Genomic DNA, 26,479 nt, shown 5'->3' on the forward strand with positions numbered 1-26,479 from the left:
TGCGTTGATGCCATTCAATTGAGAATGTTGCGCATCTGATGCGGCAGATGGTCATAAGGCTGAAATCCAATGCAATCTCAACTCGATAACCTTGATCGCCGGATTCTCGAGGCGCTGCAGGTCGATGGTCGTCTGCAGAACCTGGAGCTGGCCAGGCAGGTCAGTCTTTCGCCGTCGGCCTGCCTGCGCCGGGTCCGCCTGCTGGAGGAGGGCGGCTACATCGACCGCTACGTGGCGCTGCTGAACGAGACCAAGGTTGGACGGGGCTTCACCGTATTCGTGCGGGTCTGGCTGCGTGGGCAGGACGAGGACACCACCAACCACTTCATAAACAGCATCAAGTCCCTGCCGGAAGTGCTTGAATGTCATCTGATGGCGGGCGACTGCGATTTTCTGCTGCGGGTGGCCGTGGCCGACCTGGACGCGTATCGCCAGTTCCAGATCCGGCATCTGAACAGGATCGCCGGGGTGCAGAACACCAAGACCGAGATCCCGATGCAGCGGATCAAGCAGACCACCCGGCTGCCGCTCTGAGGCCGTGCCGCGCCGGTCGCCGGTGCGGTGGTCATCGCAATGACATCTGCCCCCGGTAGGGTCTGACCCCGCTTGCCGGTCGCGCGCGGGCGACCTCCCGGTCGTGCCGCCTGCCTCCGTCACAGCTGCGGTCGCTGCCGAGGGTCATGTGTTCAACGTCAGGGGGCTGGATGGACGCCACGCGGTCAGAACATGGAGAGTGGCCATCGCTGCGTGGCTGCTGCTGGCCTTCGTCGCCACGGCCGAGGACGACGTCCGTGCCTACGACATTCCGGCGCAGCCGCTGGAGCAGGCAGTGGAGCGCTTCAGCGTCAGCAGCGGGTGGTCGGTGATGTACGCCGGCGAACTCGCTGCCGGTCGGCGCAGTTACCCGCTGCACGCCAGCCTGCCGCCGCTGCAGGCGCTGCAGACCCTGCTGCAGGAGACCGGCGTCGAAGCCGAGGTGATCGGCGCGCAGCGCGTGGTGCTTCGGCTGGGCGCGCAACCCGAACGCGCAGCCGGTCCCGTCGGCCTGCTGCCGGAATCCGAGCGCAGCCGTCGTTTTGGAGGGCTGCAGCAGCGGCTGCGCGACGCGTTCTGTGACGACCCCCTGCTCGCACCGGGCCGCTACGCGGCGACGCTGCGTTTCCGCATCACCGCCGAGGGCCATGTCGACGATGCCGAACTGCTCGTCGGCAGCGGCGACGCCCGGCGCGATCGGCGCCTGTTGCTTGCCATCGGCAGGCTGGCGCCGTCCATCGACGCCGCCGCGTTGCCGCAGCCGGTGACGCTGCAGATCCAGCCCTCCCGTGCCGACCACGACTGTGGCCGACGGCAGCCCCTTCCATGATTTCAAGGATTCGAACATGAGCAACGGAACGGCCGGGGCGGTGGACCTGATGGATCACCTGCTGGGGGCTTACGATGAACTCAAGCGCCGGCTGGTGCGCAAGCTGGGCTCGGAAGAGCTGGCAGGCGATGCGCTGCAGGACACCTGGATGCGCCTGAGCGCACGCCGCGACCGGCTGGACCCGGTGCAGAATCCGGCGGCCTATCTGCTGCGGATGGCGATGAACACCGTGATCGATCGGCAGCGCGCCGACCATCGCCTGCTCAGCCTGGAAGAAGTGGACGCGCTGATGGAGATGGCCGATCCGGGCCCCGGTCCAGCTCAGGCTGCGGAGCTTGATCGTGCCCTCGAAGACATGGTCGGCCTGCTGCACCGCATGCCCGAACGCCGCCGCCGGATCCTGCTGGCGATCCGCGTGGACGGCCTGCAGCAGCGGGACGTGGCCGCGCAGCTGGGCGTGTCGCTGCGGCTGGTGCAGCGCGAACTGAAAGCGGCCCAGGACTATCTGGCCGAGCGCAGCGGGCAGGGCCGGCAGGTGCGGTTCTGACCGGCGGCGTCCGTCTACACTTTGACGCCGAGCAGAACCCCGCAGCGTGCGGGCATGGCTGGACTGCGCATGGACCCTGATGATCGCCCGCACCGCACGCTCGACGCCGTGGAGCGCCAGGCCCACGCCTGGGTGGTGCGTCTGACGTCGGGCGAGGCCACGGCAGCCGACGGACGCAGGTTCCGCCAATGGTGCGCGACCGATTCGCGTCACCGCGAAGCGTTTGCCCGTGCGCGGCGGCAATGGGAGCAGGTGCGCGTGGCCGGTGAGCAGGTTCCGGCTGCGGCGCGCCAGCCGCAGGCACCGGGCCTGGCACGGCGATGGAGCCGGCGTGCATTCCTGGGGGCGGCCATCGCCGCCCCCGCCAGCCTCGCCGTGGTGGCAGCGATCCGTCCACCGTTGGGGCTGTGGCCGTCGGTGAGTGCGATGGCGGCCGACTTCCATACCGGCACCGGCGAGCGCCTCCAGCTTGCGCTGACGCCGCAGTTGACGCTGGAGCTGGATACGCAGAGCAGTCTGCGGCGCCGGATGGGTGCGGGTGGCGAGGGTTACGAGCTGGTGCAGGGGCAGGCGGCATTCGAGACCACAGCGGGTTCACGCCTCGCACTCTACGCGGGGCCGGGCTGTGTGATCGCCGATGAGGGCGCAGCCCGGCTGGACGTGCGCAATGCCGGGGGCCACGTCCGGGTGACGTGCCTGCGCGGCAGCGCCCGCATCGAGCACCCGCAGGGCCGGCTGCGGCTGCAGGCCGGACAGCAGACCCGCTACGACGAACGTCTGAGCGGCGTGGTGGCCGAAGCCGTGGCCGGCGAGGTCAGCGCCTGGACCGAAGGCATGCTGGTGTTCCGCCGCGCGCCGTTGCGCGAGGTGGTGGACGAGATCAATCGCTATCGCCGCGGCAGGGTCCTGCTCGGTGACGGCGCACAGGCGCGAGCGCCGGTCAGCGGTCGCTTCCGCATCGATGACCCGGACGCGGCGCTGGAACAGCTGCGGTTGACGCTGTCGTTGGAGCTGCGTCGCTTCCCGGGCGGTATCGCCGTCCTGGGGTAGAGTCCCCGGCCGCGCGCGTCGCGTGGCTGCCGCATGCAAGGAGAAGCCAAGGAATGCGCAACGAGACCATCGGTGTGCTCGACCTGCGACGCAACCTGTCCGCATTGCTGGAGACCACGCAGCGGCGTCCATTGACGGTGCATCGCTATGGATCGCCCTGGGTCTGCGTGGTCTCCGATCCGCAGTGGCAGGAACAGTCCGTGCTGCTGGATTTCGACCCGCAGGGCCATCCGCTGGCTGCCCTGCTGAGGTTGCAGCAGGCGCTGTCGCTGCCGGAGAAGGGCAGCGTATCACCGGCAATGGCGGCCCGCGGTCTGCTGCTGATGGCGATGCATGGCATACAGGGCCTGCCACAGTTGCACGACCAGGTGATCCATCACCGCTTGTGGCACTGGTTCGTGGCCGGTGCGGTGACCGCGATGGACGGATGGCAGTTGCCGGCACTGCGCCAGGCCACGGCCGCGTTGCTGGCCGACGCGGACGCGGCCGGGTTGCTGTCCGCATTTGCCCGACGTCCCGACGTGATGGTGCTGGCACGACAATGCGGCGGCATCGCTCCGCTGCTGGATGCCGATGCCTGCAGGCGCATGACGTCGCTGTGACAGAGCGGCTGAACCGCAACGCACGGCACATCACGCGCAACGCGCTGTCGCTTCATCGACCCTGCTGACGTCTTCTCCAGAGTACGGCGCATCCGCGTCGTGGAGCGCAGGCAGCGTCGATGGCGGAACGTCGCAGGATCAGCATGCTCGAGCTGGATCGTCACCTGAGCCGGTCGCTGGAACAGGCCCGGCACGCGCCGCTGTGCGTACAGCGCTACGGGCATCCGTGGGTCTGGGTGCTTTCCAGCGACGCCTGGGCGGACGCCGCGCGATGGGCGGCGCTGGACGTCGAGGCGCATCCGCTGCTGGCGCTGCGCCGCGCAACCGATGCGCAACTGCCGGCGTGGCCGGAAGCAGCCATCGCGACGCTGCCCCTGGACATGGACGATGTCCGCATGCTGCAGCGTGCCGCTCTGCTGCTGTGGGTGCAGGCACTGGACAGCGCGCAACGGGTACACGATGACCTGCGCCATCACCAGGTGTACCGCCGCTTCGTCGGCTTCGGCCGTGGCAGCGCCTGGTCGCCGACGCAATGCGTGCGGATCCTGCAGGCCAGTCGCCACCCGCTGCTGCGTCGCTGCGTGGAAGGCGCGTTGGCGGCGGTACCTGCAACGCTGCTGCAGTCGGCTGGCGTGCCGCCGGCGGGCGCCAGCGCAGACAGGGTGGAGCAGCAGCAAATTGCAGGTGGATGTTTATCGTACTGACACATGCGCCGCTGACCATGGTGCAGCGGTCCCTTCCAGGATGACGAGGGCGGAACAATGGCAAGACAGCTTCGTGGTGGCAGGGCCCGGCAGCACGGTTTCAGCCTGATCGAGATCATGGTGGTGGTGGTGATCATCGGCATCCTTGCCGCACTGATCGTGCCGCGCCTGATGGATCGTCCCGATCAGGCGCGGGTGGTGGCGGCACGCCAGGACATCGCCGCACTGATGCAGGCGCTGAAGCTCTATCGCCTGGACAATGGCCGCTACCCCAGCACCGAGCAGGGATTGCAGGCGTTGGTGGCGCCGCCCCAGAGCAGCGGCGCGATGCCGACAACCCCCTATCTGGACCGCCTGCCGAACGACCCGTGGGGGCATCCGTACCAGTACCAGAACCCGGGCGCGCACGGCGACATCGACGTGTTCTCCCTTGGCGCGGACAGCAAGGCCGGAGGTGATGCCGGCAATGCGGACATCGGCTCCTGGCAGCTGTGAGGTCCACCGATGTCGCCTCCGATGGCAGCCTTTCCGTGTCGTCGCCAGCAGGGCATGGCGGTGATCGTCGCGATGCTGGTGGTCGCACTGGTGGCGGTGATCGCGACCGCGCTGCTGACCCGCCAGGCCGCGCAGCTGCGTGCGCTGCGTGGCGACCAGCTGCGGGCGCAGGTACGCATGGCCGTGGATGCCGCGCTGGAGCGCGCGGGGCAGCAGCTTCGTGACGACGCGCGCGAGCAGCTGACCACCGTGCGCGGCGGTCGCTGGGCACGGCCGGTGCAACTGGATGCGCCGCTGCCGGTGCGCCTGCAGATGGTGGACGCGCAGTCGCTGTTCAACCTGCGCAACCTGTTGTCGCAGGGCCAACCGGATGCGCAGGCGCGGCAGGCCTTCGTGGCGCTGTGCGTGGGGCAGGGGGTGTCTGCGGCCGCATGCAGCGGTGCCGCGGACCACATCCAGGCACGGCTGCGCGACGGTGATCGCGCCGCGCAGGCGCCCCTGCCGCGCGAAGCCCTGATCGGGCAGGCGCTGGCCGGTGCCGAGCCACGCGCCGTCCGGGCGTTGTCCCGGCGCACGGTGGTGTTGCCGGCGCAGACGCTGGTCAACGCCAATACGACTGACCTGGCCGTGCTGCAGGCGGTTGCACCCGGCGCTGATCCGGGCCGGCTGCGGGCGCTGGTGGACGAGCGCGATGGCGGCCGCTGGCTGCTCAACCGCGGTGATATCGCCAACCGCCTGCAGGTGAGCAGCGAGCAGATGTCGGTGATGCCGCTGGGCATCCACAGCGAATGGTTCCTGGCGGTCGGTCAGGTCCAGGCAGACGACCGCGACGTCGATTTCCGCGCGTTGATCTGGCGTGAGTACCGCGATGACAGCGTGCGCGTGCAGCGTGTATGGACGAGGATCGGCGCATGAGCGTGCAGCTGCGGGTGCGCCTGCCGGCGCTGGATCGACTGCAGGCCGACAGCCGGGTGGAGTGGGCGCAACTGCAACGCGGTGACGTGGCGGCGCATGGCTGCGAGGCGCTATCGGCGCTGGGACAGCGCCATCCGCAGGCACAGGTGCACGCCTGCCTCGATCCGCATGACCTGATCCTGCTGGAACTGCAGCTGCCGCCGCTGTCAGGTCGCCGGCTGCAGGCCGCGCTGCAGGGCGAGGTGGAGGCGATGCTGCTGGACGACCTGCAGGATGTTGCGCTGGCCAATGGGCCGCAGGCGGCTGACGGGACCGTGCCGGTGGCATGGCTGGGCCAGCAGGCCGTGGCCCAGGCGCAGCAGCTGCTGGCGTCGTGCGGCCTGAGCCTGCAGGGGCTGTACCCGACGCCGCTGCTGCTGCCGTGGACGGAGGGGCGGGCCACGCTGGAGGCGAAGGGCGAGCACCTGCTGGTACGCAGCGGGCGCGACCGCGGCTTCGTGCAGTGGAGTGGCGGGCGCGACGTGGCAGGCGTGCTGCAGGCAACCTCCCTGCGCCTGCAGCAGGCCGGCGTGCAGGCCGTGCAATGGGTGCATGCGGTGCCCTCGGGTTGGCCCGGACACCTGCAGACCAGCACAGTGGCCGCGGGCAGCGAGGCCAGCGGCCCGCTGCCGGCATGGGCACTACCGCTGCAGCGCGGCGGACGACGCCTGCCACGAGTGGCGATCGTGCTGGCACTGGCGGCCGGGGTGCTCGCCGCGACGGGCCTGCAGTTGCAGGTCTCGCGCTGGCGCGGCGAAGGTGAGGCGTTGCAGCGGGAAATGACGCGGCAGTTCAGCGCGCAGTATCCGGAAATCACCGAGGTACTGGATCCGGTCCTGCAGGCACGGCGTGCGTTGGCCGCACCGGTGCAGACGGCTCCACTGCCGCGGATACAGCAACAGGTCGCGCTGGCATTGCAGGCGGTTCCGGAGCTGGCCGGCCGCGTTCGCGTCATGGACTACACGCCCGGCGCGCTTGAACTGGAACTGGACGCCGATGCGCAGGCGCTGGCCGATGATGCGCAGCATCTGGAACGATGGCAGCAGGCGGCGCAGGCGCAGGGCCTGCAGCTGGTCCGCCAGGGCGGTGGCCGCCTGCGGCTGAGCACCGGGGGCAGCCGATGAGGGTACGGACTTCGTGGATGGAAGGCGGCATCGCGGCGCTGTCGCAGTGCTGGCGGCGCCTGCAGCTACGCGAACGCGTCATGCTGACGACGATGGTGGGTGCACTGCTGGCCGCTGCGCTGTGGGCATTCTGGCTGGAGCCCCTGCTGAAGCAGCGCAGCTACTGGCAGGTTGAGCTGCCGCGCCTGCAGGCACAGATGCGGGCACTGGCGCCCTTGCTGGACGCGCGCGAGCGCCAGCGCCTGGCCCGGGAGCAGCGGCCGACACTGACCAGCCTGCGTTCGCGGATCGCCGCCGCCGGCCTTGTCGATGCCGTGCGGGTCGACGCGCGCGAGGGACGCTGGCACGTGCAGGTGCAGTCGGTGCCCGCCGATGTGCTCTGGAACTGGCTCCTGCCGCTGCTGGCCGACCCGACCATCGAACTGCAACGACTGCAACTGCAACGCACAGGGGACGCGGATATGCCGGCGGCACGCATTTCAGGAAGCATCGTGATGAAGGCCGTTGCGGGTGAGCTTCGATGAGGTCGATGCACGGTCTTGCCTGTGGCGCGGTGCTGGCTCTGGTCGTGGGGATGGTCCACCTGCCCGCGCCGGCATGGGCGCAGGATGCCAGCGACGAGCCGGTGCAGTTGAATCTGGTGGATACCGATATCGGTGGCGTGCTGCGGATGGCAGCGCGTTTCACCGGCCGCCAGTTCCTGATCGATCCACGCGTGACCGGCAAGATGACGGTGGTATCGGATGGTCCTGTCAGTCGCGCGCAGGCCTATCAGCTTCTGCTCGGCGCACTGCGCATGCGTGGCTTCGCCGTGGTCGAGAACGGTGGCATCAGCCGGGTCGTGCCACAGGCCGATGCCAAGCTGCTGGGCGGCCGGGTAGGCGGCGGAGCGGCAGGTGGAGAGGTTGCCACACGGACCTTCGCGCTGCGTTACGAGAATGCGGCCGCACTGGTCGCGGTGCTGCGGCCGATGATCAGCCCGGACAACCCGATCACCGCCAACGCGGGCAACAATACTCTGGTCATCACCGACTATGCCGACAATCTGGAACGCATCGCGCGGGTTATCGCCAGTGTGGACACCCCGGCTGGCATGGACACCGACGTGGTCAAGCTGCAGCAGGGGATCGCCGTGGATGTGGCCGCGATGGTCGCACCGTTGCTGGATGCGCAGGGCGCCGAGCCGGGCCAGAAGGTGGTGGTGATGGCCGATCCGCGCAGCAACAGCGTGCTGCTGCGCTCCAGCAGCCCGGGGCGCACGCGGTTGGCACGCCAGCTGGTGGAGAAGCTGGACCGGGCACAGGACGAGTCCGGCAACCTGCATGTGGTCTATCTGCGCAATGCACAGGCCACGCAGCTGGCGGGCGTGCTGCGTGGCGTGGTGGCCGGGCAGAGCGACGCGCAGGCGATGGGCAGCAGCGAGGGCATCACGCCGCTGCCTGGCGGGTCCGCTCGCAGCGCGCCGACGCAGCCGCAGCCGCAGCAGGCCGGGGCCACGGGCAATGCGCTGCCGTCGCAGCGGCTCGATCCGGACCGGCGCGACCCCGCTGATGCCGGCAGCAGTGGCTTCAGCCAGAACGGCATCTCCGTACAGGCCGATGTCGCTACCAACACGCTGCTGATCTCGGCGCCGGAGCCGGTGTACCGCAACCTGCGTCGGGTGATCGACCAGCTCGACCAGCGGCGCGCGCAGGTGCTGGTGGAAAGCCTGATCGTGGAAGTCAACCAGACCGATGCCGCTGAACTGGGGGTGCAGTGGATGTTGGGCAATGGCCGCACGTTCGCAGGCACCCACTTCGGTGGTGCGACCGGCGGCAGCGGCCTCAATGGCACGGCGCGCACCACGCTGGACGTGCTGCCGCGCGATGGCCTCAACGTGGGCGTGATCGATGGCACCATCACGCTGCCGGGCGTGGGCCAGATCCTCAACATGAAGGCACTGGCCAACGCGCTGCAGAGCAAGGGCGGTGCCAACATCCTGTCCACGCCGAACCTGATGACGCTCGATAACGAGGCCGCCAGCATCATGGTCGGCCAGACCGTCCCATTCGTCAGCGGCCGCTATGTCACCGACGGCGGAGGTGGCAGCAACAATCCGTTCCAGACCATCGAGCGCGAGGACATCGGCCTGAAGCTGCGGGTGCGCCCGCAGATCTCCGAAGGCGGGACGGTGAAGCTGGACATCTATCAGGAAGTGAGCAGCATCGACGGGCAGAGCTCCAGCAGCGAGGGCATCATCACCAACAAGCGGGCACTGGACACCAGCGTGCTGCTCGACGACGGCCAGATCATGGTGCTGGGCGGCCTGCTCGAGGACAGCGTCAGCCACGGTCGCGACGCGGTGCCGGGCCTGGGCCGGATTCCGGTACTGGGCGCGTTGTTCCGCAGCGACACGCGCAGGCGCGCCAAGACCAACCTGATGGTGTTCCTGCGACCGCACGTGGTGCGTGACCCGGCGGCCGGCCAGCGCCTGACCCGCGATCGCTACGACTACATGCGCAACGCCCAGGCCGGTGCACAGCCGGTGCAGAGCTGGGCATTGCCGGCGCTGTCGGCGCCGCAGCTGCCGCCACAGGACCTGGGTACGCTCGGCCAGGGCAACGCGCGCGACGGCCAGGGGCGACCATTGCAGAACACCAGTCTGGCCGCCCTGTACCCGACCGGCGAGGGCACTGCGCAACATGTGCAGTTCGCGCAGGGCCTGGACTCCGCACGCGCCGCGCAGGCGGTGGCGCAGGTGCGGGCATTGGGGCTGCAGGCGTACGCAGAAGCCACACCCGGCGCAGCGGGTCAGCGCCTGCGGGTGCGACTGCCACGTGATCCGGCACAGCTGGACCCGGCCCTGCAGCAGCTGCGGGGGTTGGGATACACCCCGGAACTGGTGATCGGGCCGTGACCGTGGCCAACGATCTGCGATCACTGCCGTATGCCTGGGTGCGCAGCCACGGGGTGATGCTGGCCGACACGGGTGATGGGCCGGTCCTGCTGGGCACCGCCGAGACCCCGGCCTGGGCTGTCGCCGAGCTTCGCCGCCTGCATGGACCCCTGCCGTTCCAGCAACTGGACAGTGCGGCCTGGCAGCAGCGGCTGGGCGAACAGTATCGTGACGGCGGCGACGCCGCGGCGGTGGTCGGCGCGGCGGAGAGCGAAGTCGACCTTGACCGGCTGATGCAGGACATGCCGGAGATCACCGATCTGCTGGACGCACAGGATGACGCGCCGGTGATCCGCATGATCAATGCGCTGCTGGCACAGGCCGCGCGCGATGGCGCCAGCGACCTGCACATCGAGCCGTTCGAGACCCATTCGGTGGTCCGCTACCGTGTCGATGGCACGCTGCGCGACATGGTGCAGCCGCGGCGCGCCCTGCATGCCGCCCTGGTGTCGCGCATCAAGATCATGGCGCACCTGGATATTGCCGAGAAGCGCCTGCCACAGGACGGGCGCATCGCCCTCCGCGTAGGCGGCCGGCCGCTGGACATCCGCGTGTCCACCGTGCCGACCGGGCACGGCGAGCGCGCGGTGCTGCGGCTGCTGGAGAAGGATGCCGGCCGGCTGCAGCTGCAGCGCCTTGGCATGGCCGACGACACCCTGGCCACGTTCACCGGCCTGATCCGCCAGCCACACGGCATCGTGCTGGTCACCGGCCCGACCGGCAGTGGCAAGACCACCTCGCTGTACGCCGCGCTCGGCCAGCTCGACAGCAGCACCAGCAACATCCTCACCGTGGAGGATCCCGTGGAGTACGACTTCGCGGGCATCGGGCAGATCCAGGTCAATGCGCGTATCGGGATGACCTTCGGCACCGCCCTGCGCGCGATCCTGCGCCAGGACCCGGACACCATCATGATCGGTGAGATCCGCGACCTGGAAACCGCGCAGATCGCCGTGCAGTCGTCACTGACGGGTCATGGCGTGCTGGCCTCGCTGCATACCAACGATGCGATCTCGGCAGTGACCCGGCTGGCAGACATGGGGGTGGAACCGTTCCTGCTGGCGTCTTCGCTGCGCGGTGTGCTGGCACAGCGGCTGGTAAGGCGCCTGTGCATGCAGTGCCGGCGCGCGGAGGTCGATGCCGACGGTCGCACGGTGTGGCGGGCAGTGGGCTGCACGGCCTGCGCACACAGCGGCTACCGTGGGCGAACCGGCATCCATGAGCTGTTCGTGGTTGATGATCGGGTGCGCGCGCTGATCCATGAAGGGCAGGGTGAGCCCGCGCTGCGCCAGGCGGCACGGGCCGCCGGCATGCGCAGCCTGCGCGAGGACGGCCAGCGTTGGGTCGACAGCGGGCTGACCACGCTGGAGGAAATCCTGCGCGTCAGCGGCGACGGTTGACGCGACGATGGCGCTGTTCGACTACCAGGCCGCCAACGCGCAGGGACGCATCGAAAAGGGCCAGCTGGATGCCGACAGCCCGCGTGGCGCGCGCCAGCTGCTGCGCGGGCGTGGGCTGACGCCCGTGCAGGTCAGCCCCGCGCGCGGCGCAGGCGGGGGCTGGGGAACACGCCGGCTTTCAGCGAGCGAACTGGCCTGGGCCACCCGCCAGCTGGCCAGCCTGCTCGCCGCCAGCCTGCCGCTGGAGGGCGCATTGAGTGCCGTCATCGAGCAGGCAGAGCGACCGCATGTGGCTCAGGCGCTGACCTCGGTGCGCGCCGATGTGCGTGCGGGTCAGCGCTTGACCGTGGCCCTGGCGGCCCGGCCGCGCGACTTCCCGCCGATCTATCGCGCCCTGGTCGGCGCCGGCGAGGACTCGGGCGACCTGGCGCGGGTGATGGAACGCCTGGCCGATTACATCGAGGAGCGCAATGCGCTGCAGGCCAAGGTGCTCACGGCGTTCATCTATCCAGCGGCGATCAGTCTGGTATCGGTGGCGATCGTGATCTTCCTGCTCAGCTATGTGGTGCCGCAGGTCGTGACGGCGTTCGTGCAGGCACGACAGACACTGCCGATGCTGACCCAGGTGATGCTGGCCGCCAGCGCGTTCGTGCGCAGCTGGGGTGCATGGACAGCGCTGGGCATCGGCCTGCTGGTCGCGGCATGGCGGCTGGCGTTGCGACGCACCGATCTGCGCCTGCGCTGGGATGCGATGCTGCTGCGCGTACCGGTGATGGGCCGCTTCGTGCTTGGCGTGAACAGTGCGCGCTTCGCCTCGACGCTGGCCATCCTGCTCGACGCCGGCGTGCCATTGCTGCGCGCGCTGGAGGCAGCGCGGCAGACACTGGGAAACACGCTGCTGGTGCGCTGCGCCGAGGATGTTGCCGCGCGCGTGCGTGAGGGCGCGGCACTGGGCGCTGCGTTGAAAGTGCAGAAGGTCTATCCGCCGATCCTGGTGCATCTGGTCACCAGTGGTGAAAAGACCGGCACACTTGCGCCCCTGCTGGATCGCGCCGCGCAGACCCTCTCGCGCGAGATCGAGCGGCGCGCGATGGCACTGACCGCACTGCTCGAGCCGACCATGATCCTGGTGATGGGCGGGGTGGTGCTGACCATCGTGCTGGCGGTGCTGATGCCGATCATGGAAATGAACCAGCTCGTGCAGTGACGGGCGTGCGGCGCACAGGCCACGCTTCTCCACACAATCCTCCATACCTTTTCTCGATCTTCCACAGGTTTCTTAAGCGGCCTGTCATCGGCACGGACGAGCATGAGCCTGTCGTCGCGGAGCGGGCTGGGAGGCCCTCAGCGACAGCAGGCGTGTAGTGACCGTTCCTCCCTTGGCGTTTCCCTTCGCAGCAAACCCTTCAGGAGAAGATCATGTACAAGTACAAGACTCTGGCCGCGCTGGTTGCCACCGCGCTGCTCGCCACTGCCGGCGCCGCGTCGGCGCAGACCGTTACCGGCGGTGGTGCATCGCTGCCGGCCGACCTCTACAAGGGCCAGGCTGACAGCATCCTGCCGGCCAACTTCAGCTACGCCGTGACCGGTTCGGGCACCGGCAAGAAGGCGTTCCTGGAGAACAATTCGGCGCTGTTCTCGACCACCGGCACCGTGCATTTCGCTGGCAGCGACTCGGTGCTGAGCGCAACCGAACTGAGCACCTACACCACCAACTACAACCAGTCGACCAATGCGAACCGCTACGGCGCCCTGATCCAGGTGCCGTCGGTGGCCACCTCGGTGACCATCCCGTTCAACAAGCCGGGTTCGGCCGTCAACCTGAGCGTGGCGCAGATCTGCGGCGTGTTCTCCGGCGCGATCAGCGACTGGTCGACCATTGACGCCAACCGCAGCGGTCCGATCCGTGTGGTCTACCGCACCGAAAGCAGCGGCACCAGCGAAATGTTCACCCGCTTCCTGGCTGCGGCCTGCGCCGCTGAGCCGGCTGCGACCTCGAACCTGGTCGGCGGCACGTTCGCCGTGAAGTCGACCTTCGCCGACCTGTACAAGCGCGATGCCAACAACAACCTGCCGGCGTTCCTGGTTGCCGCGCCGGCCACGGGCGGCACCTCGCTGTACAACGCTGTCTATGCGGCGGATGGCCGCATCGGCTACGTCGGCCCGGACGTGATCCCGAGCCTGACCGATGCGACCAAGGTTGCCAAGGTCAAGGGCTTCTCGCCGGACCAGGTGAGCGTGCAGGCCACTCTGGATACCGTCGCTCCGCCGACCGGCACCGCTGCCGAGAACCCCGCCAACTGGGTGCCGGTGTTCGGCAACCCCTCGGCCGGCTATCCGATTGCCGGCTACACCAACCTGGTGATCGGCCAGTGCTACAAGGATTCGGCGGTTGCCACCAGCCTGCGCGGCTTCCTGGCCCGTCATTATCCGGCGACCTACCCGGCGGCCTACGAGGCGTCGATCACCGGCCATGGTTTCATCCCGCTGACCAAGGCCTGGCGCGATGCGATCCGCAACCGCTTCGTGCTGGCCAGCAGCGCAGCCGGCCTGAACAATCCCAGCACCTGTGCGGGCATCGGCCGTCCGCTGTAATCCGCAGCACCGCGTGAACCCTGTTTGACCCGGCGCCGGCCCCTGTGGCCGGCGTCGCCATTTCCGCCGTGCGGCGTGCAGCGCCATCGCCCCCTGCACGCTGTCGGCTTCATGTCATGCGAACCGTCTATCAGTGGCAGGGCATGCGTTGCGCGTGTCTGCGATCACCGCCGCCAGTGCGGTCCACCAGGTTGATGAGGTTACGATGTCGCACCCGCTCCCGTCCGCTGTTCATCCGGCCGCGCCGATGCGCCGCAATCATCCGATGGCCTGGGCCATCGCGGTCGCACTGGGAAGCGTGGTCGCCCCGGCCAGCCAGGCCCAGCAGGCGTTCAGCCCGGCCTGGTTCGCCGAACGCGGCGCAGCGCAGGGCGCGGCCACCCAGAGCGGGCGCATGCCCAACGGCGTGCCCATCCAGTTCCAGTTGCCGGCCCAGCAGCAGGATGCTGCGCGGCAGAAGCTGCAGCAGTCGATCGACAATCTCGGCACCGCCGCGCAGGCCATCGCCCTGCAGCAGCGCCTGCAGGATCAGGCGCGGCAATCGCGGCGGGAGGCCGGGTTCATCGTTGCCGACGGATTGGGCAGGGACGGGTTGAAGGTCGATGAGAATCCGTTGACCCGGGGCTGGATCAACGCCCGCGAGGCGATCCAGTCACAGGGCAGTGACGGACGTGTCCAGGTCAGCATCGAGCAGACCGCGGACAAGGCGATCCTGAACTGGGAGACCTTCAATATCGGCGGCAACACCACGCTGAACTTCCTGCAGAACCCGGACTGGGCCGTGCTCAACCGGGTGAACGATCCGAATGCGCGGCCCAGCCAGATTCTCGGCCAGCTCACCGCGGGCGGCACCGTGTTCGTGGCCAACCGCAACGGCGTGGTGTTCGGCAACAACAGCCAGGTCAACGTCCGCAACCTGGTCGCGGCGGCGGCGCGCATCAGCGACGGCCAGTTCCGCGACACCGGGTTGTACAGCGCGGATACGAATACGGCGGCCCTGAGCGATGCCGTTGGCAAGGTGATGGTGGAGCGGGGCGCACGTATCGCGACCCACGAGCCGACCAGCGCCACGCGTGGCGGCGGTTACGTGCTGCTGGCGGGACACAGCGTGGAGAACGCCGGCCAGATCGAGGCACGAAAGGGCCAGGTGCAGCTGGCGGCCGGCGACAGTTTCGTGATCCGGCGCGGCGTCGGCACCGCAGCCAATACCAGCTCCACCACGCGTGGCAATGAAATCGCGCCGCGCTTCATCGCTGACAGTACCGCGGGCAGTGTGCGCAATACCGGCCTGCTGCGTGCCCGCGAGGGCGACGTGACCCTGGCCGGACGCAATGTCGAGCAGGCCGGCGTGGCCGTGGCCAGCACGACGCTCGCACAGCGCGGTACCGTGCATCTTCTGACCTCGGTCAGTGATGCCGGCAGCACCGTCATGCTCGCCGATGGATCGACCACGGCGGTGCTGATCGAGGACGATGGCAAGGCCACGGCACTGGACACCCAACGCGACAGCCTCATCAAGGAATCGGCAGAGCAGGATGCGATCCGCGCGGGCGCGCGCTCGGCAACCTTCGACAATCTCTCCCAGCACAACGACCGACGCGACCAGTCGCGGGTGGAGATCGTGTCCGGTGGCACCATCCATTTCCGTCCGGACTCGCTCACGGTTGCCACGGGCGGCCAGGTCATCGCCGATGCGGCGGCCCGCAGCTATGTGGACGATGCAGCACGCGTGGACGTGTCGGGTGCCGTGGGCGTGCAGGTCTCGATGGAAAGCAACAATGTCCAGATCAAGGTGCAGGGCAACGAACTGCGCGATGCGCTGGACAACCGCGACAGCGGCAAGCTGACCAGCAGCGAGGTCTGGGTCGACCGCCGCAGGCTCATCCACGTGCCGGCTGGCACCGGGGGCTACGAGGGTGAGCGCTGGTATGCCGCAGGCGGCCTGCTTGAAGTGGGCGGCTACCTCGACAACCAGGGGCATTCGATCGGCGAATGGGCCGCGCAGGGAGGCACCGTCCTGCTGGGTGGCAGTGAAGTGATCACGCATGGTGGGTCACGCATCAACCTTGCGGGTGGTAGCCTGGATGTGCAGAGCGGCGTGATCCGGCAGAGCTGGGTGCGCGGCGTGGATGGCCAGGTGTACCGCCTTGATGACGCACCGGCGGAGATCCTGTTCGACGGGGTGTACAACGGCCATGAGGTGAAACAGGAGCGCTGGGGCGTCACCGAGACGTTCCGCGATCCGGTCGTGTTCGCGGCGCAGCGTGTCGACAACGGGTATACGGTCGGCCGCGATGCAGGACGCCTGATCGTCTCCGCCCCGACGGCGGTGCTGGAGGGCCGTGTGGAGACCGCCACTTTCCAGGGCGCGCAGCAGAACCGCCGGCCTGATGCCGCACTGGACGGCTATGCACAGGCGCAGACGGCGGCAGCGCGCAATGCGCAGCTCTACCTCGGGCGTTATGACGGCCAGGGCCGCAGCGGCGTGTTCGGTTCGGACGTGCGCGTGGATGACAATGCGCCGAAGACGGCGGCGTGGTCACTGCTGGCACCGGTCGGGGAGGAGCGGCGCGACACGGTATGGCTGGACATCGCAGAATTGAGTGCCCAGCAGTGGGGGCGGATCGATCTGGCGAGCGCCGATCGCATCAGCATTGACGGCCGTCTTCGGTTGCAGGCGGGCGGACAGCTGAACCTGATTGGCAGCGAGGTTGAACTGGCGGGCGACATCGGCATTGCCGGTGGCCAGCTGTCGGCGGGCAACCTGCTGGAGGTGCTGGGCAGGCCGACGGCACTGCTGCACGATGGCCGCGCACGCACCGTTATTGCCGACGGTACCCACATCGATCTTGCCGGTGAATGGAGCAACGCAGCGTTGGGAGAGCCACTGGATGCGGGTGGTGCCTGGACGGATGGCGGCCGCCTGAGCTTGGGCAACAGCCATGACGTGAGGGTGGGCGCGGGGGCGACGGTCGACGTCGAGGCCGGCGCCGCGCTGGACCTGCGCGGCAAGGGTCGTGTCGGCAAAGGGGGCAGCATCAGTCTGCAGGCGAACAGCAGCACGGTGGCAACGGACGGCAGCGGCCGGGTGCAGCTGGGCGACGGCAGCCGGTTCAGTGGCCGTGGCCAGGGCAGCGGCACGTTCTCGCTGGGCACCGGTGGCCGGGTGCGGGTGGGCGATGCGGATCCGGCCGATGCAGCCGCGCTGCAGATCGATGCCGGCCTGTTCGGCAGCGGCTTTGCCCAGTACGACATCAATGGCCATCAAGGGCTGGAGGTTGCCGATGGCACGCAGCTGGCAGCGCGCATGCCGGGCCTTCGGATCACCGCCGACGCGCGCGCCGCGACGGACCGGAAGGACGCACTGGAGCGCTGGCTGGCACCGCTCTACAGTGCCGATCCGCTGAGCGGGCTGGTCCGCCAGCGCAGCGGTGCCAGCGTGAGCCTGCGCTCGGATCGCAACAGCGTCGGCGGCGACCTGCGGGTGGGCAAGGCCGCACTGATCGAGGTCGACCCGGGGCAGGCGATCTCCCTGCTCGGCGCCGGCAACATCGACGTGGAAGGTACGCTGCGTGCGCAGGGGGGACGCATCAGCATCGACGATGTGCGCCTGCCGACCACGCTGTATGCCGGGCAGCGGAGCGAACGGACCTGGCGGTTCGCCGACGGTGCGCTGCTGGATGCCAGTGCGGATGCGGTGTCACTGGCCGATGCCGGTGGCCGCCTGCAGGGACAGGTGCGGGCCGGCGGGCGCATCGAGATCGGCGGCGCGCTCGACTGGGAGAGCTCTGCGTCGGTGGACAACCGTCCGCCTGAAGCCTTCGTCGTGCTCGAGCGTGGCGCGCAGCTGCGGGCAGCAGGCGCCTCGGCGCCGCTGGATGTCGACGGGAAGGGACGGACCCGGGTGGACAGCGACGGCGGGCAGATCGTGCTGCGTTCGGCCAACGCTCTGTACCTGGACGGCGCAATGGATGCCTCTGCCGGCGGCAGTAGCGCGCGTGGCGGCACCTTGGGCGTGGCCTTTGGTGGCAGCGTTCATGCGCGCGGTGCGAGCGAGGAAGTACTGCGCGCGCGTGGCATCACGCTCAGCCAGCGCAGCCCGGTCGACGCGGTGCTGCCGGACCGGCTGGAGTACGGGCACGCGGCGCTGTCGGTGGAGCAGATCCAGGCCGGTGGCTTCGACACCCTGTCCGTGTTCGGTGACGTCCGCGCGGAGGGCGATGTCGACCTGCGCATGGGCCAGAGCCTGCGCATCTACGGGCAGGGGCAGTCAAGCCTCGGCATGGCCGTGGCAGCACCGCAGTCCAGCGGCATTTCGCTGAGTGCTCCGCACCTGCTGCTGGCACAGTCGCACTGGCAGTCGCTGCCGGGTGAGAACCTGGTGGTTACCGATACCGTGGCGTCGGCCGCGGAAGGCGACCACGTGCTGTCGGCGAGGGCTGATCTGATCGACATCCGTGATGTCACCTGGCTGCCCGGCTTCAACCAGGTCGTGCTGGACAGCCGCAGCGACGTGCGGCTGCTCAACGCGGTGTCCAACGGCGGATCGATCAGTGCGTTGATGGCGAGCGGGTCGATGGATGTGAGTGCCGCCCGCCTGTACCCCACCTCCGGTGCGACGGGCTATCTGGTCGCGGGTGCGTCTGCGGCGACCGTGGCGACGCCTGGATACTGGTCGGATCCGGATGCGGTTCTGCGCATCCGGGGTACGGGCACGGCGGCGACCACTCCGCCGGAGTCAGCGCTGGGCGCGTTGCAGTTGGTGGCAGCGACCGTGCAGCAGGGCGGAAACGTGCAGGCGCCGATGGGGGCGCTGCAACTGGGCGGCCTGATCCTGGGCGGCACACGTGCCAGCCGGGTGGAGCTGTTGCCGGGCAGCATCACCTCCACCAGTGGCGCAGGTCTGGCGCTGCCCTACGGCGGTACCGTGGACGGCGTGTCGTGGAGAAGAGGCAGCAGCAGCCTGGAATCACTGACGCCGGGTGGCATTGCGTCCAAGGGCGTGACCGTAACCGCCAACGATGTGGATGTGCATGCCGGTGCGCTGCTGGACGTGTCAGGTGGCGGCGAACTGACCGGCGCGGCATTTGTCTCAGGCCGCGGTGGCTCCGTCGACGTGCTGCGCACTGCGCTGGCCGATGCCAACCCGCGCTATGCGTTCAGTGCCTCCGGCAACCCGGTGTACGCGATTGTGCCGGGACGTGCCGGCAGCTTCGCACCCAGCAGTGATGATGGCTTCGCTGCTCCAGCGGTGGGCCAGCAGATCACCGTACCCGCCGGCGTTCCCGGCCTGCCTGCGGGGACCTACACATTGCTGCCGGCCAGCTTCGCGCTGCAGCCGGGTGCATTCCGCGTCGAACTGGGCGCGACGGGAACCTCCGGCGTACCGCAGCCGATCCAGACCGGCACCGGGGCCTGGCGCGTGTCCGGCCAGCAGGGATCGGCACTGGGTGGGGTGGCGTCGCCGCTGCTCACCGACATCCTGCTGACGCCGGCGGCGGTGGTGCGCCGGCATTCCGGCTACAACGAAACCAGCTACAACAGCTTCGTGCAGGCCACCGCCGACCGTCGTGGCGAGGCGCGCGGCTGGCAGACCATCGATGCGCTGGGGCTGACCCTGGCACTGGGTGAAGGCGCTGGCCGCGAGGGAACCGCGGCCATCGACTTCGCCGGCACGGCGCGCTTCTCCGCGGCCAATGAAAAGGGACGCGGCGGCACCCTGGTGGCCACGCTCGCCAGCCCGGCCGTGGGTTCGCTGGAGGTCGCCGCTGCCGGCAGTCCGTCGCAGGCGCACGATCGCGGCGCGACCTTCACCGACGACGCACTCAATGCGCTGCGCCCGGAGCGCATGGTGATCGGCGGACAGTTCAATGAGACGGCTTCGCTGGTGGCGGTGTCCGGCGCGGTGCGCGATGTGGCGATCCGCTCCGGTGCGACCCTGCAGGCGCCGGAGATACTGGTGGCTGCGGCGTCCGGTGGCAGCGGCATCCTGGTCGAAGCCGGGGCGACACTCGATACCTTGTCTTTCGCACGCGACACCGCGTCCGCGCCGACCGTGCCCTATCAGGTCAATGGCGGCCTGCTGGCCGTCTCGAACCAGCGCCTGAACCTGATCACCGGTACGACCGGCGTGGCGGCAGGGCCGGTCGCGATCGACATCGGCGGCTGCCAGACGGACTGCGAAGGCGAGGCACGGCTGGTATCCGATGGCAGCATCGGGGTGGCCACCGATGGCGTGCTGCAGATGCGCGATTCCGCCCGTTATGGCACGCGCCAGCTGGGCGTGAGCATGGCGGCGCTCAACCTCGGCAGCGCCGAGGCGATCGCGCAGGCGGCGGCCGCAGGGGCGTTGCCAAATGGCATGACCATGAACCAGTCCGTGCTGCAGCAGCTGCTGCGCGGCAATGATGCCACCGGCGCACCGGCGCTGGATACGCTGAGCCTGGTCGCACGCGATTCGGTCAACGTGTTCGGCAGCGTCGACCTGGATGCGCGCGACAGTGCCACCGGCCGCGGTGGCCTGCAGACGCTGGTACTGGGCGCGCAGGCCATCCATGGCTATGGTGCGGCGAGCGACCGTGCGCGCATCCTGGTGGACACACTGGTCTGGGACGGTTCGCTGGCGGCGACGCAGGCGGCGGGCAGCGATGCATCGGTGCCGCCGGCCGATCCCATGGTGGACCGGCTTGGCGCGGGGCAGCTGGACATCGTCACCCGCAACCTGCAGCTGGTGCGCGCCCCGTTCAGCCGTCCCAGCTCCGAGGTGCCCGCGAACCGCCAGGTGCTCGGCTTCAGCGCGCTCAACCTCAGCGCGTCCGGGCAGCTGCTGTTTTCCGCGCAGGGTACGCTGGACGTGTACCAGCAGCGCGGCGACTATCTCGCGGACAAGGGCTGGCAGTACAGCGGTGGCAGTATCGGCATCGACACGCCGCTGCTGACGGCCGATCCGGGTGCGCAGCTGCGGGTGCGGACCGGCGGCGACTTCCGTCTGCAGGGCGGCCGCGGCACGACCGGGGGCGACGCGCTGGGCAGCGAACTGAGCATCGATGCGCAGCGGATCGCGCTGGACAGCACGATCGCACTGGCCTCCGGCCGGCTGTCAGTGAACGCGCGCGACGGCATCGCGCTCGGCGGCCAGGCGGCGCTGGATCTGGCGGGACGCAGGGTTACGCTGTACGACGTGGACCGGTACAGCTGGGGCGGCGACGTGCTGCTGTCCAGCGATGCGGGTGACGTCAGCACTGATGCCACCTCACGCATCGATCTCTCGGCGCGCAACAACCGCGGCGGACGGCTGACGGTGAACGCCCTGGCCGGGCGGGCCGATCTGGCCGGTGGCATCGAGGGGGCTGCCAGTGGCCGTTACGACGCAGGTGGCACCGTGGTGCCTTACGACGGCGCAGACATCGTGGTTCGCGCCGGCACGTTGCAGGACTTCGCAGGCCTGAACCAGCGCTTGAACGCAGGCGGTGTCACCGGCGGGCGCACGTTCCGGATCGGTGAGGGTGATCTGCTGATCGGTGATGAGGTGAAGGCGCGCAGGGTCGACATCAGCCTAGACGCAGGCAGCCTGCGCGTGGCGGGGCGCATCGACGCCAGTGGCGAGCAGGTCGGCGCGATCCGCCTGTACGCACGTGACGGTCTGCAGGTGGAGGGAACGCTGGATACGCATGGCACCGGCCTGCGCGTGGACAGCCAGGGCAAGATCATCGACAGCCCGAACCGGGCCACGATCGAACTGGGCAGCGCCGCCGGCGGGATCGACATCGGCGCCGGCGCTCATCTGGACCTGCGCGCGGGGACGGCGGTGGCGGTGGGCGGCGGCCGCGGGCAGAACGACGGCGTGGCCCGCGGCACCCTGAAGATCGATGCGCCCCGCATCGGCGGCAACGATGCGGCGATAGCGGTCGCCAACGGTCTGCGCGTCGAAGGTGCGGCCGATATCCAGGTCAATGCGGTGCGACGCTATGAGGACGCGCCCTTGGCGGACACTGTCGACGTCAACGGCAACCGCGCGCAGCGCGTCACCCAGCAGTGGCTGGACCAGATCGTCGATCCGGACAACCGCGCGTGGATGGACGGCGCGCTGGCCAATGCGGATCTCCGACAACGCACGGCTGCGCTGGGCACGCATCGCCTGCGCCCCGGCGTGCAGGTCCTCGCCCGCCGCAGCGAGGCCAATCCCGGAGGTGACCTGACCGTATCCGGTGACATCGACCTGTCCGGCTACCGCTATGGGCCTGAGGCCGATCGCAATGATCCGGCGCGGCGCGGCTTCGGCGAGTCGGCGTCGCTGGTGCTGCGCGCGGAGGGCAACATCAACGTGCACGGCAGCATCAACGATGGCTTCGCGCCGCCACCGGCCAATCCGGACGAGGCAGGATGGCAGTTGCATGAGAGCCGCAACGGCACCGCCGGTCACACCCCGTTCGGCGGCGACCTGGTGGTGCCGGTGGAGGGCGTGAGGCTGCAGCCCGGTACGGAGTTCCGGGCCGGTACCCGCCTGAACTATGACGTGCCGGTCGAATCGGTAACGCTTCCGGTCGGTACCGTGCTGCCCGCGCCGATGGTGATCTCGCAGAACCTGCGCCTGCCCGCGGGCACGGTGCTGGGTGCGGCGGTGACCACCGACTCCGGGCAGACGCTGGCGGCGGGCACCGTGCTGCAGGAGCCGCTGGTGCTGGCGGCCGGTGCGCGACTGGGGGCCGGCTTCCGCCTGCGCAGCGATGTGCAGATGGCCGCCCAGGACTGGCCGGCCGGCGCGATGCTGCCGGTGACCCTGCGCCTGGCACGGGAAGTCGAGCTCAAGGTGGGTGCGTACATACCATCGTTGACCAAGGTGGAGCTGCCCGGCGACGCATCGGTGAACCTGCGTCCTGCCGACGCCAACGGCAACCAGGGACGCAACTGGGCGCTTGCCCCGATGCTGGCCGAAGGTACGACATCGTGGGACATGACACTGGTGGCGGGGGCTGACAGCGACGCCGCGGATCCGCGTTCGCGACGCTGGGGAAGCGACGGCAGCGTGGTGCTTGCCGATACCCATCAGGGCTCGGTCGGCACCGTGACGACCGAGATCATCTGGGTGGGCGACCGGGTCCTGACCGAACAGGCGTCACTGGACTGGATGGGCGACACCTCCTATGCCGGCCGTCCGATTTCCGAGCTGGCAGACATGTTCGGCTTCAGCGAGGATGAGTTCTGCGCGCTTTCCGATGGCTATTGCGGCCCCGCGCCGCGACAGGTCGCCGCGCAGGGTTCGCTGGATTTCTGGGGCGATGAATCCTATGTCGGCACGCCGGCAAAGGACTTCGCCGAGCTGTTGGGCATGACCGAGGACGAATTCTGCGGAATGGCACCGGGCTACTGTGCCGGCGGTGGCACCCAGACCGAGGTCACCACCTACGGCAAGCGCGCCGGTACACCGGCCTGGAGTGTCCTGCGCACCGGCAAGGGCGACCTGGAACTGCTCGCGGCGGGCGACGTTGCGATGAAGTCCGGGTTCGGCGTCTATACCGCCGGTACGCCCAGCTCACTCGGCGAGGGCCGTGACGCCGCGTTTGATTCACCGCGCGCGGCGGCGCCCTGGAACACCGCGCTGCTGGGTGAGAACCTGGTGCCGGGCAGCTATGACGCCGCAATCGCGGGATACCAGGCCTGGTATCCCGATCATGGCGGCAACCTGCGCGTCGAGGCCGGACGCGATATCGTCGGTGATGTCTGGACCGCGCGCGCGGAGTCGGGCACCAGTGAGCGCGACTGGGCGCTGTACTCCAGTGCCGCGGTCGGCAATTGGCTGTGGCGGCAGGGAACCGGCAGCACCACCGGCGTGGAGCCGGTGCCGACCAGCTGGTGGATGAACTTTGGCGCCTACACCAACGTGTCCGCTGCTGCTGGCGCCTCTCCGCGGATGGTCGGCTTCACCGGCTTCGGTACATTGGGCGGCGGCAACTTGACGCTGGAGGCCGGGCGTGACGCCGGCGTGCGCGATGCGATAGGTGACGCGCTGGACTCGACGATCGCACCGCGCTCGGGTGCGATCATCGCGGCGGTGGGATCGACCGGCCGGGTCAGCGATGGCCAGCTGCACCTGACCGGCGGCGGCGACCTGCAACTGCGTATCGGTGGCGCACTGAATCCGAATCTGCGGGCGACGTTCTCCAGCCTCAATGCCTCCAGGGCGGGACAGAATCTCGATCTCAACGGTACCTTCATCAACCTGCGTGGCAGCCTGCTGCTCGATGCGGGACGCATCGGTGCAATGGGCGTCACCCTGGACAGCTACGGGACGCTGGGCCAGCTGCGTGCGGCCGATCTGTTCGCCGCCGACGCCGCCCGCCCGATGGGCGGGCCGGTGCTGGTGCTGGGCGATGCGGTCGCACAGCTGCAGGCGCGGGGCGATGTCGTGCTCGGCGGCGTCGCCGATGCCGGCCGGGTTCCACTGGCCAACTACAGCACGGTGGTGCAGGACAACGGCAGCCGCGCTGCGGGCAGCACCTGGTTCTCCCTGTGGACCGCCAACACAGCCGTGGATCTGTTCAGTGCCGGTGGTGACCTGGCGCCGGGCCTCGCCGGGCCGGAGAACGTGACCGGCAGCAATCTGTGGCCCGAGCAGGTTGCGCTGGCACCGGGCAGCCGGGAGGAGCTGCTGAACTACTGGCTCTATCCTTCGCGCTTCAGCGCCGTTGCCGCCCAGGGTGACATCAAGCTGGACCGGATCAGTGCCGTGACGGGGACGCAGGATGTGATCCTGCTGGCGCCCTCGGCCACCGGGCGGCTGGACGTCCTGGCCGGCGGCAGCATCTTCGCCCGCAGCGGCGCGACCCAGATCACGCGCTCGGGCGCGGATGCGCGCCTGCCGGGGCCGTTCGACCCCGCATTCGTTGCCGAGCAACGCGATGCCAGCGGTAATGTGACGCGTCCGCGGCACAACCTGTCGGTCGATGGCAACATCGCCTCGCCGGAGGCATCGCTTCCGCTGTTCGCGTTCGGCCCGGGTACGCCGTTGTCCACGGTCTCCTCGGCACTGGCACCAAGCCGCTTCTACGCCGTGCAGGGCGACATCATCGGCCTGGCGACAGGCGCCCAACGCACGCTCGACGGCACCGCCTGGCAGCGCACGCAGCTGAACTGGTTCGAGGCAGCAGGCGCGGTGCAGCTGCGGGCAGGGCGGGACATCCTCGGCGTGTCGATGACCGCGTTGAACAGCGCGCCCACCGATATCACGGTGGCGGCGGCGGGACGTGACATCGTGCATCTGGACGCGACGATCGCCGGCCCCGGCAACGTCGAGATCAGTGCCGGCCGCCAGCTGCGCCAGGAAGAGGCGGGCAGCATCGTCAGCCTCGGTGGCATCGTGCAGGGTGACACCCGTCCGGGTGCCAGCATCGCGCTGACGGCCGGCAACCAGCAGATCGATTTCGCCGCCCTGCGTGCCCGCTATCTGGATCCCGCAAACCTGGCCGATCCCGCGCAATCGCTTGCGTCGCAGCCGGGCAGGGCAGTCAAGGTCTACGACCAGGAACTGAAGCAGTGGCTGCAGCAACGCTTCGGCATGGCCGCCGATGGCGAGGCAGCGCTGGCAGCGTTCGATGCGTTGCCGCAGGAACAGCAGCGCATCTTCCTGCGGCAGATCTACTACGCCGAGCTGCGCGAAGGCGGACGCGAGTACACCGATGCGGAAGGGCCGCGCTTCGGCTCCTATCTGCGCGGGCGCGAGGCCATCGCCACGCTGATGCCGGACAGGAATGCGGCCGGTGCGACGATCGACCGAACCGGCGATATCGTGATGTACGGTGGCTCCGGTGTGCGCACCGAGGCGGGCGGCAACATCGAACTGATGGCACCGGGAGGCCAGATCGTGGTGGGTGTACAGGGGGTGGTGCCGCCTGCCAGTGCCGGCCTCGTCACCCAGGGGCAGGGCGATATCCGCCTGTTCAGCCAGGACAGCGTGCTGCTGGGCCTGTCGCGGGTGATGACCACCTTCGGTGGCGACATCCTGGCGTGGTCGGAACAGGGCGACATCAATGCCGGTCGCGGCTCGCGCACCACGCTGTTGTACACACCGCCACGGCGCGTCTATGACACCTGGGGCAATGTGATCCTGTCGCCCCAGGCGCCGGCCAGTGGTGCGGGCATTGCCACGCTCAATCCGATCGCGGAAGTCGCGCCGGGTGATGTGGATCTGATCGCGCCGCTGGGCACCATCGATGCGGGCGAGGCGGGCATCCGTGTGTCGGGCAACATCAATCTGGCCGCGCTGCAGGTACTCAACGCGGCCAACATCCAGGTGCAGGGAGACAGCAAGGGCCTGCCGGTGCTGGCATCGGTGAACGTCAACGCGCTGGCTTCGGCCAGCGCCGCCGCCAGCAGTGCCAGCCAGGCGGCGCAGGATGTGATCCGCAAGAGCCAGGAGGATGCCCGGCGCAACCAGCCTTCGGTGATCAGCGTGCAGATCCTGGGCTTCGGCAACGCCAGCAGCAGCATCAACCCGCCGGCACGCGGCACGACCGCGGCCAGCGGCTACGACGTAGATAGTGCTTTCCAGTTCCCGCAGGCCCGCGAACCGCAGGCGCGTGGAGAGGGTGGCACACAGCGGCGATAGTTGCCGGGGGTGATCCACGCGGTGCGTGGCGATCCGCAATCGGGCCCGCTTCCACGGAGCGGTGGCGGCCCCGCCAGGGCGGCCGGGGGGGGCGGGCCCCCCCCTG

Annotated in this window: 15 protein-coding genes; all 15 read left to right on the plus strand. The window is 69.2% G+C overall.

Annotation, left to right across the window (positions count from 1 at the left end; translation table 11 throughout):
• Positions 1 to 69: 69 nt before the first annotated feature.
• The 15 genes from ACVOMM_RS01445 (at position 70) to ACVOMM_RS01515 (ending at position 26,373) form a co-directional block, all read left to right on the plus strand.
• Positions 70 to 534 (plus strand): Lrp/AsnC family transcriptional regulator, encoded by a 465-nt coding sequence (locus ACVOMM_RS01445; protein ID WP_481525793.1) that lies wholly within the window; start codon positions 70 to 72, stop codon positions 532 to 534.
• 148 nt (positions 535 to 682) lie between these two features.
• The gene (locus tag ACVOMM_RS01450) at positions 683 to 1,363 is read left to right on the plus strand and encodes a TonB-dependent receptor (protein WP_128988257.1); all 681 of its coding nucleotides are present in this window, start codon (positions 683 to 685) and stop codon (positions 1,361 to 1,363) included.
• 16 nt (positions 1,364 to 1,379) lie between these two features.
• Positions 1,380 to 1,910, plus strand: coding sequence for an RNA polymerase sigma factor (locus ACVOMM_RS01455; protein ID WP_481525794.1), 531 nt, complete (start codon positions 1,380 to 1,382; stop codon positions 1,908 to 1,910).
• Positions 1,911 to 1,979: 69 nt separating this feature from the next.
• Complete coding sequence (locus ACVOMM_RS01460) at positions 1,980 to 2,960, plus strand: FecR family protein (RefSeq protein WP_481525831.1); 981 nt, start codon at positions 1,980 to 1,982, stop codon at positions 2,958 to 2,960.
• A 53-nt stretch (positions 2,961 to 3,013) separates the two neighbouring features.
• The gene (locus ACVOMM_RS01465; RefSeq protein ID WP_065182997.1) at positions 3,014 to 3,562 is read left to right on the plus strand and encodes a hypothetical protein; all 549 of its coding nucleotides are present in this window, start codon (positions 3,014 to 3,016) and stop codon (positions 3,560 to 3,562) included.
• A gap of 143 nt (positions 3,563 to 3,705) precedes the next feature.
• Complete coding sequence (locus ACVOMM_RS01470) at positions 3,706 to 4,266, plus strand: hypothetical protein (protein WP_481525795.1); 561 nt, start codon at positions 3,706 to 3,708, stop codon at positions 4,264 to 4,266.
• 57 nt (positions 4,267 to 4,323) lie between these two features.
• Positions 4,324 to 4,761, plus strand: a complete 438-nt coding sequence (gene gspG, locus ACVOMM_RS01475; protein WP_065176116.1) for a type II secretion system major pseudopilin GspG — start codon at positions 4,324 to 4,326, stop codon at positions 4,759 to 4,761.
• A gap of 54 nt (positions 4,762 to 4,815) precedes the next feature.
• The gene (gene gspK / locus ACVOMM_RS01480; RefSeq protein WP_481525832.1) at positions 4,816 to 5,676 is read left to right on the plus strand and encodes a type II secretion system minor pseudopilin GspK; all 861 of its coding nucleotides are present in this window, start codon (positions 4,816 to 4,818) and stop codon (positions 5,674 to 5,676) included.
• On the plus strand, positions 5,673 to 6,839 hold the full coding sequence (gene gspL, locus ACVOMM_RS01485; protein WP_481525796.1) for a type II secretion system protein GspL: 1,167 nt from the start codon (positions 5,673 to 5,675) through the stop codon (positions 6,837 to 6,839). Before gspK ends, gspL begins: the two co-directional genes overlap by 4 nt.
• Positions 6,840 to 6,856: 17 nt before the next feature.
• Entirely contained in the window at positions 6,857 to 7,363 is a 507-nt protein-coding gene (gspM, locus tag ACVOMM_RS01490; protein ID WP_460255761.1) for a type II secretion system protein GspM, read from the plus strand.
• A complete protein-coding gene (gene gspD, locus ACVOMM_RS01495) occupies positions 7,360 to 9,735 on the plus strand; it encodes a type II secretion system secretin GspD (protein WP_481525797.1) in 2,376 nt (791 codons plus the stop codon). The genes gspM and gspD overlap by 4 nt, the downstream gene beginning before the upstream one ends.
• 2 nt (positions 9,736 to 9,737) lie before the next feature.
• On the plus strand, positions 9,738 to 11,174 hold the full coding sequence (gene gspE / locus ACVOMM_RS01500; protein WP_196768767.1) for a type II secretion system ATPase GspE: 1,437 nt from the start codon (positions 9,738 to 9,740) through the stop codon (positions 11,172 to 11,174).
• Between the two features lie 7 nt (positions 11,175 to 11,181).
• Complete coding sequence (gene gspF / locus ACVOMM_RS01505; protein WP_128988248.1) at positions 11,182 to 12,381, plus strand: type II secretion system inner membrane protein GspF; 1,200 nt, start codon at positions 11,182 to 11,184, stop codon at positions 12,379 to 12,381.
• 212 nt (positions 12,382 to 12,593) lie between these two features.
• On the plus strand, positions 12,594 to 13,769 hold the full coding sequence (locus ACVOMM_RS01510) for a substrate-binding domain-containing protein (protein WP_053516316.1): 1,176 nt from the start codon (positions 12,594 to 12,596) through the stop codon (positions 13,767 to 13,769).
• Between the two features lie 205 nt (positions 13,770 to 13,974).
• Positions 13,975 to 26,373: a filamentous haemagglutinin family protein gene (locus ACVOMM_RS01515; protein ID WP_481525798.1), complete on the plus strand. Its 12,399-nt coding sequence runs from the start codon at positions 13,975 to 13,977 to the stop codon at positions 26,371 to 26,373.
• Positions 26,374 to 26,479 lie beyond the last annotated feature (106 nt).

It is taken from the genome of Stenotrophomonas sp. STEN009 (genome assembly GCF_056760395.1).

What these genes read in the sequence shown, in the direction of transcription:
- ACVOMM_RS01470 (WP_481525795.1), top strand. Translation starts at nt 3,706, where the DNA reads ATGCTCGAGCTGGATCGTCACCTGAGCCGGTCGCTGGAACAGGCCCGG.
- gspF (WP_128988248.1), top strand. Translation starts at nt 11,182, where the DNA reads ATGGCGCTGTTCGACTACCAGGCCGCCAACGCGCAGGGACGCATCGAA.
- ACVOMM_RS01465 (WP_065182997.1), top strand. Translation starts at nt 3,014, where the DNA reads ATGCGCAACGAGACCATCGGTGTGCTCGACCTGCGACGCAACCTGTCC.
- ACVOMM_RS01510 (WP_053516316.1), top strand. Translation starts at nt 12,594, where the DNA reads ATGTACAAGTACAAGACTCTGGCCGCGCTGGTTGCCACCGCGCTGCTC.
- gspM (WP_460255761.1), top strand. Translation starts at nt 6,857, where the DNA reads ATGGAAGGCGGCATCGCGGCGCTGTCGCAGTGCTGGCGGCGCCTGCAG.
- gspK (WP_481525832.1), top strand. Translation starts at nt 4,816, where the DNA reads ATGGCGGTGATCGTCGCGATGCTGGTGGTCGCACTGGTGGCGGTGATC.
- ACVOMM_RS01455 (WP_481525794.1), top strand. Translation starts at nt 1,380, where the DNA reads ATGAGCAACGGAACGGCCGGGGCGGTGGACCTGATGGATCACCTGCTG.
- gspD (WP_481525797.1), top strand. Translation starts at nt 7,360, where the DNA reads ATGAGGTCGATGCACGGTCTTGCCTGTGGCGCGGTGCTGGCTCTGGTC.
- ACVOMM_RS01460 (WP_481525831.1), top strand. Translation starts at nt 1,980, where the DNA reads ATGGACCCTGATGATCGCCCGCACCGCACGCTCGACGCCGTGGAGCGC.
- gspL (WP_481525796.1), top strand. Translation starts at nt 5,673, where the DNA reads ATGAGCGTGCAGCTGCGGGTGCGCCTGCCGGCGCTGGATCGACTGCAG.
- ACVOMM_RS01445 (WP_481525793.1), top strand. Translation starts at nt 70, where the DNA reads ATGCAATCTCAACTCGATAACCTTGATCGCCGGATTCTCGAGGCGCTG.
- gspG (WP_065176116.1), top strand. Translation starts at nt 4,324, where the DNA reads ATGGCAAGACAGCTTCGTGGTGGCAGGGCCCGGCAGCACGGTTTCAGC.
- ACVOMM_RS01515 (WP_481525798.1), top strand. Translation starts at nt 13,975, where the DNA reads ATGTCGCACCCGCTCCCGTCCGCTGTTCATCCGGCCGCGCCGATGCGC.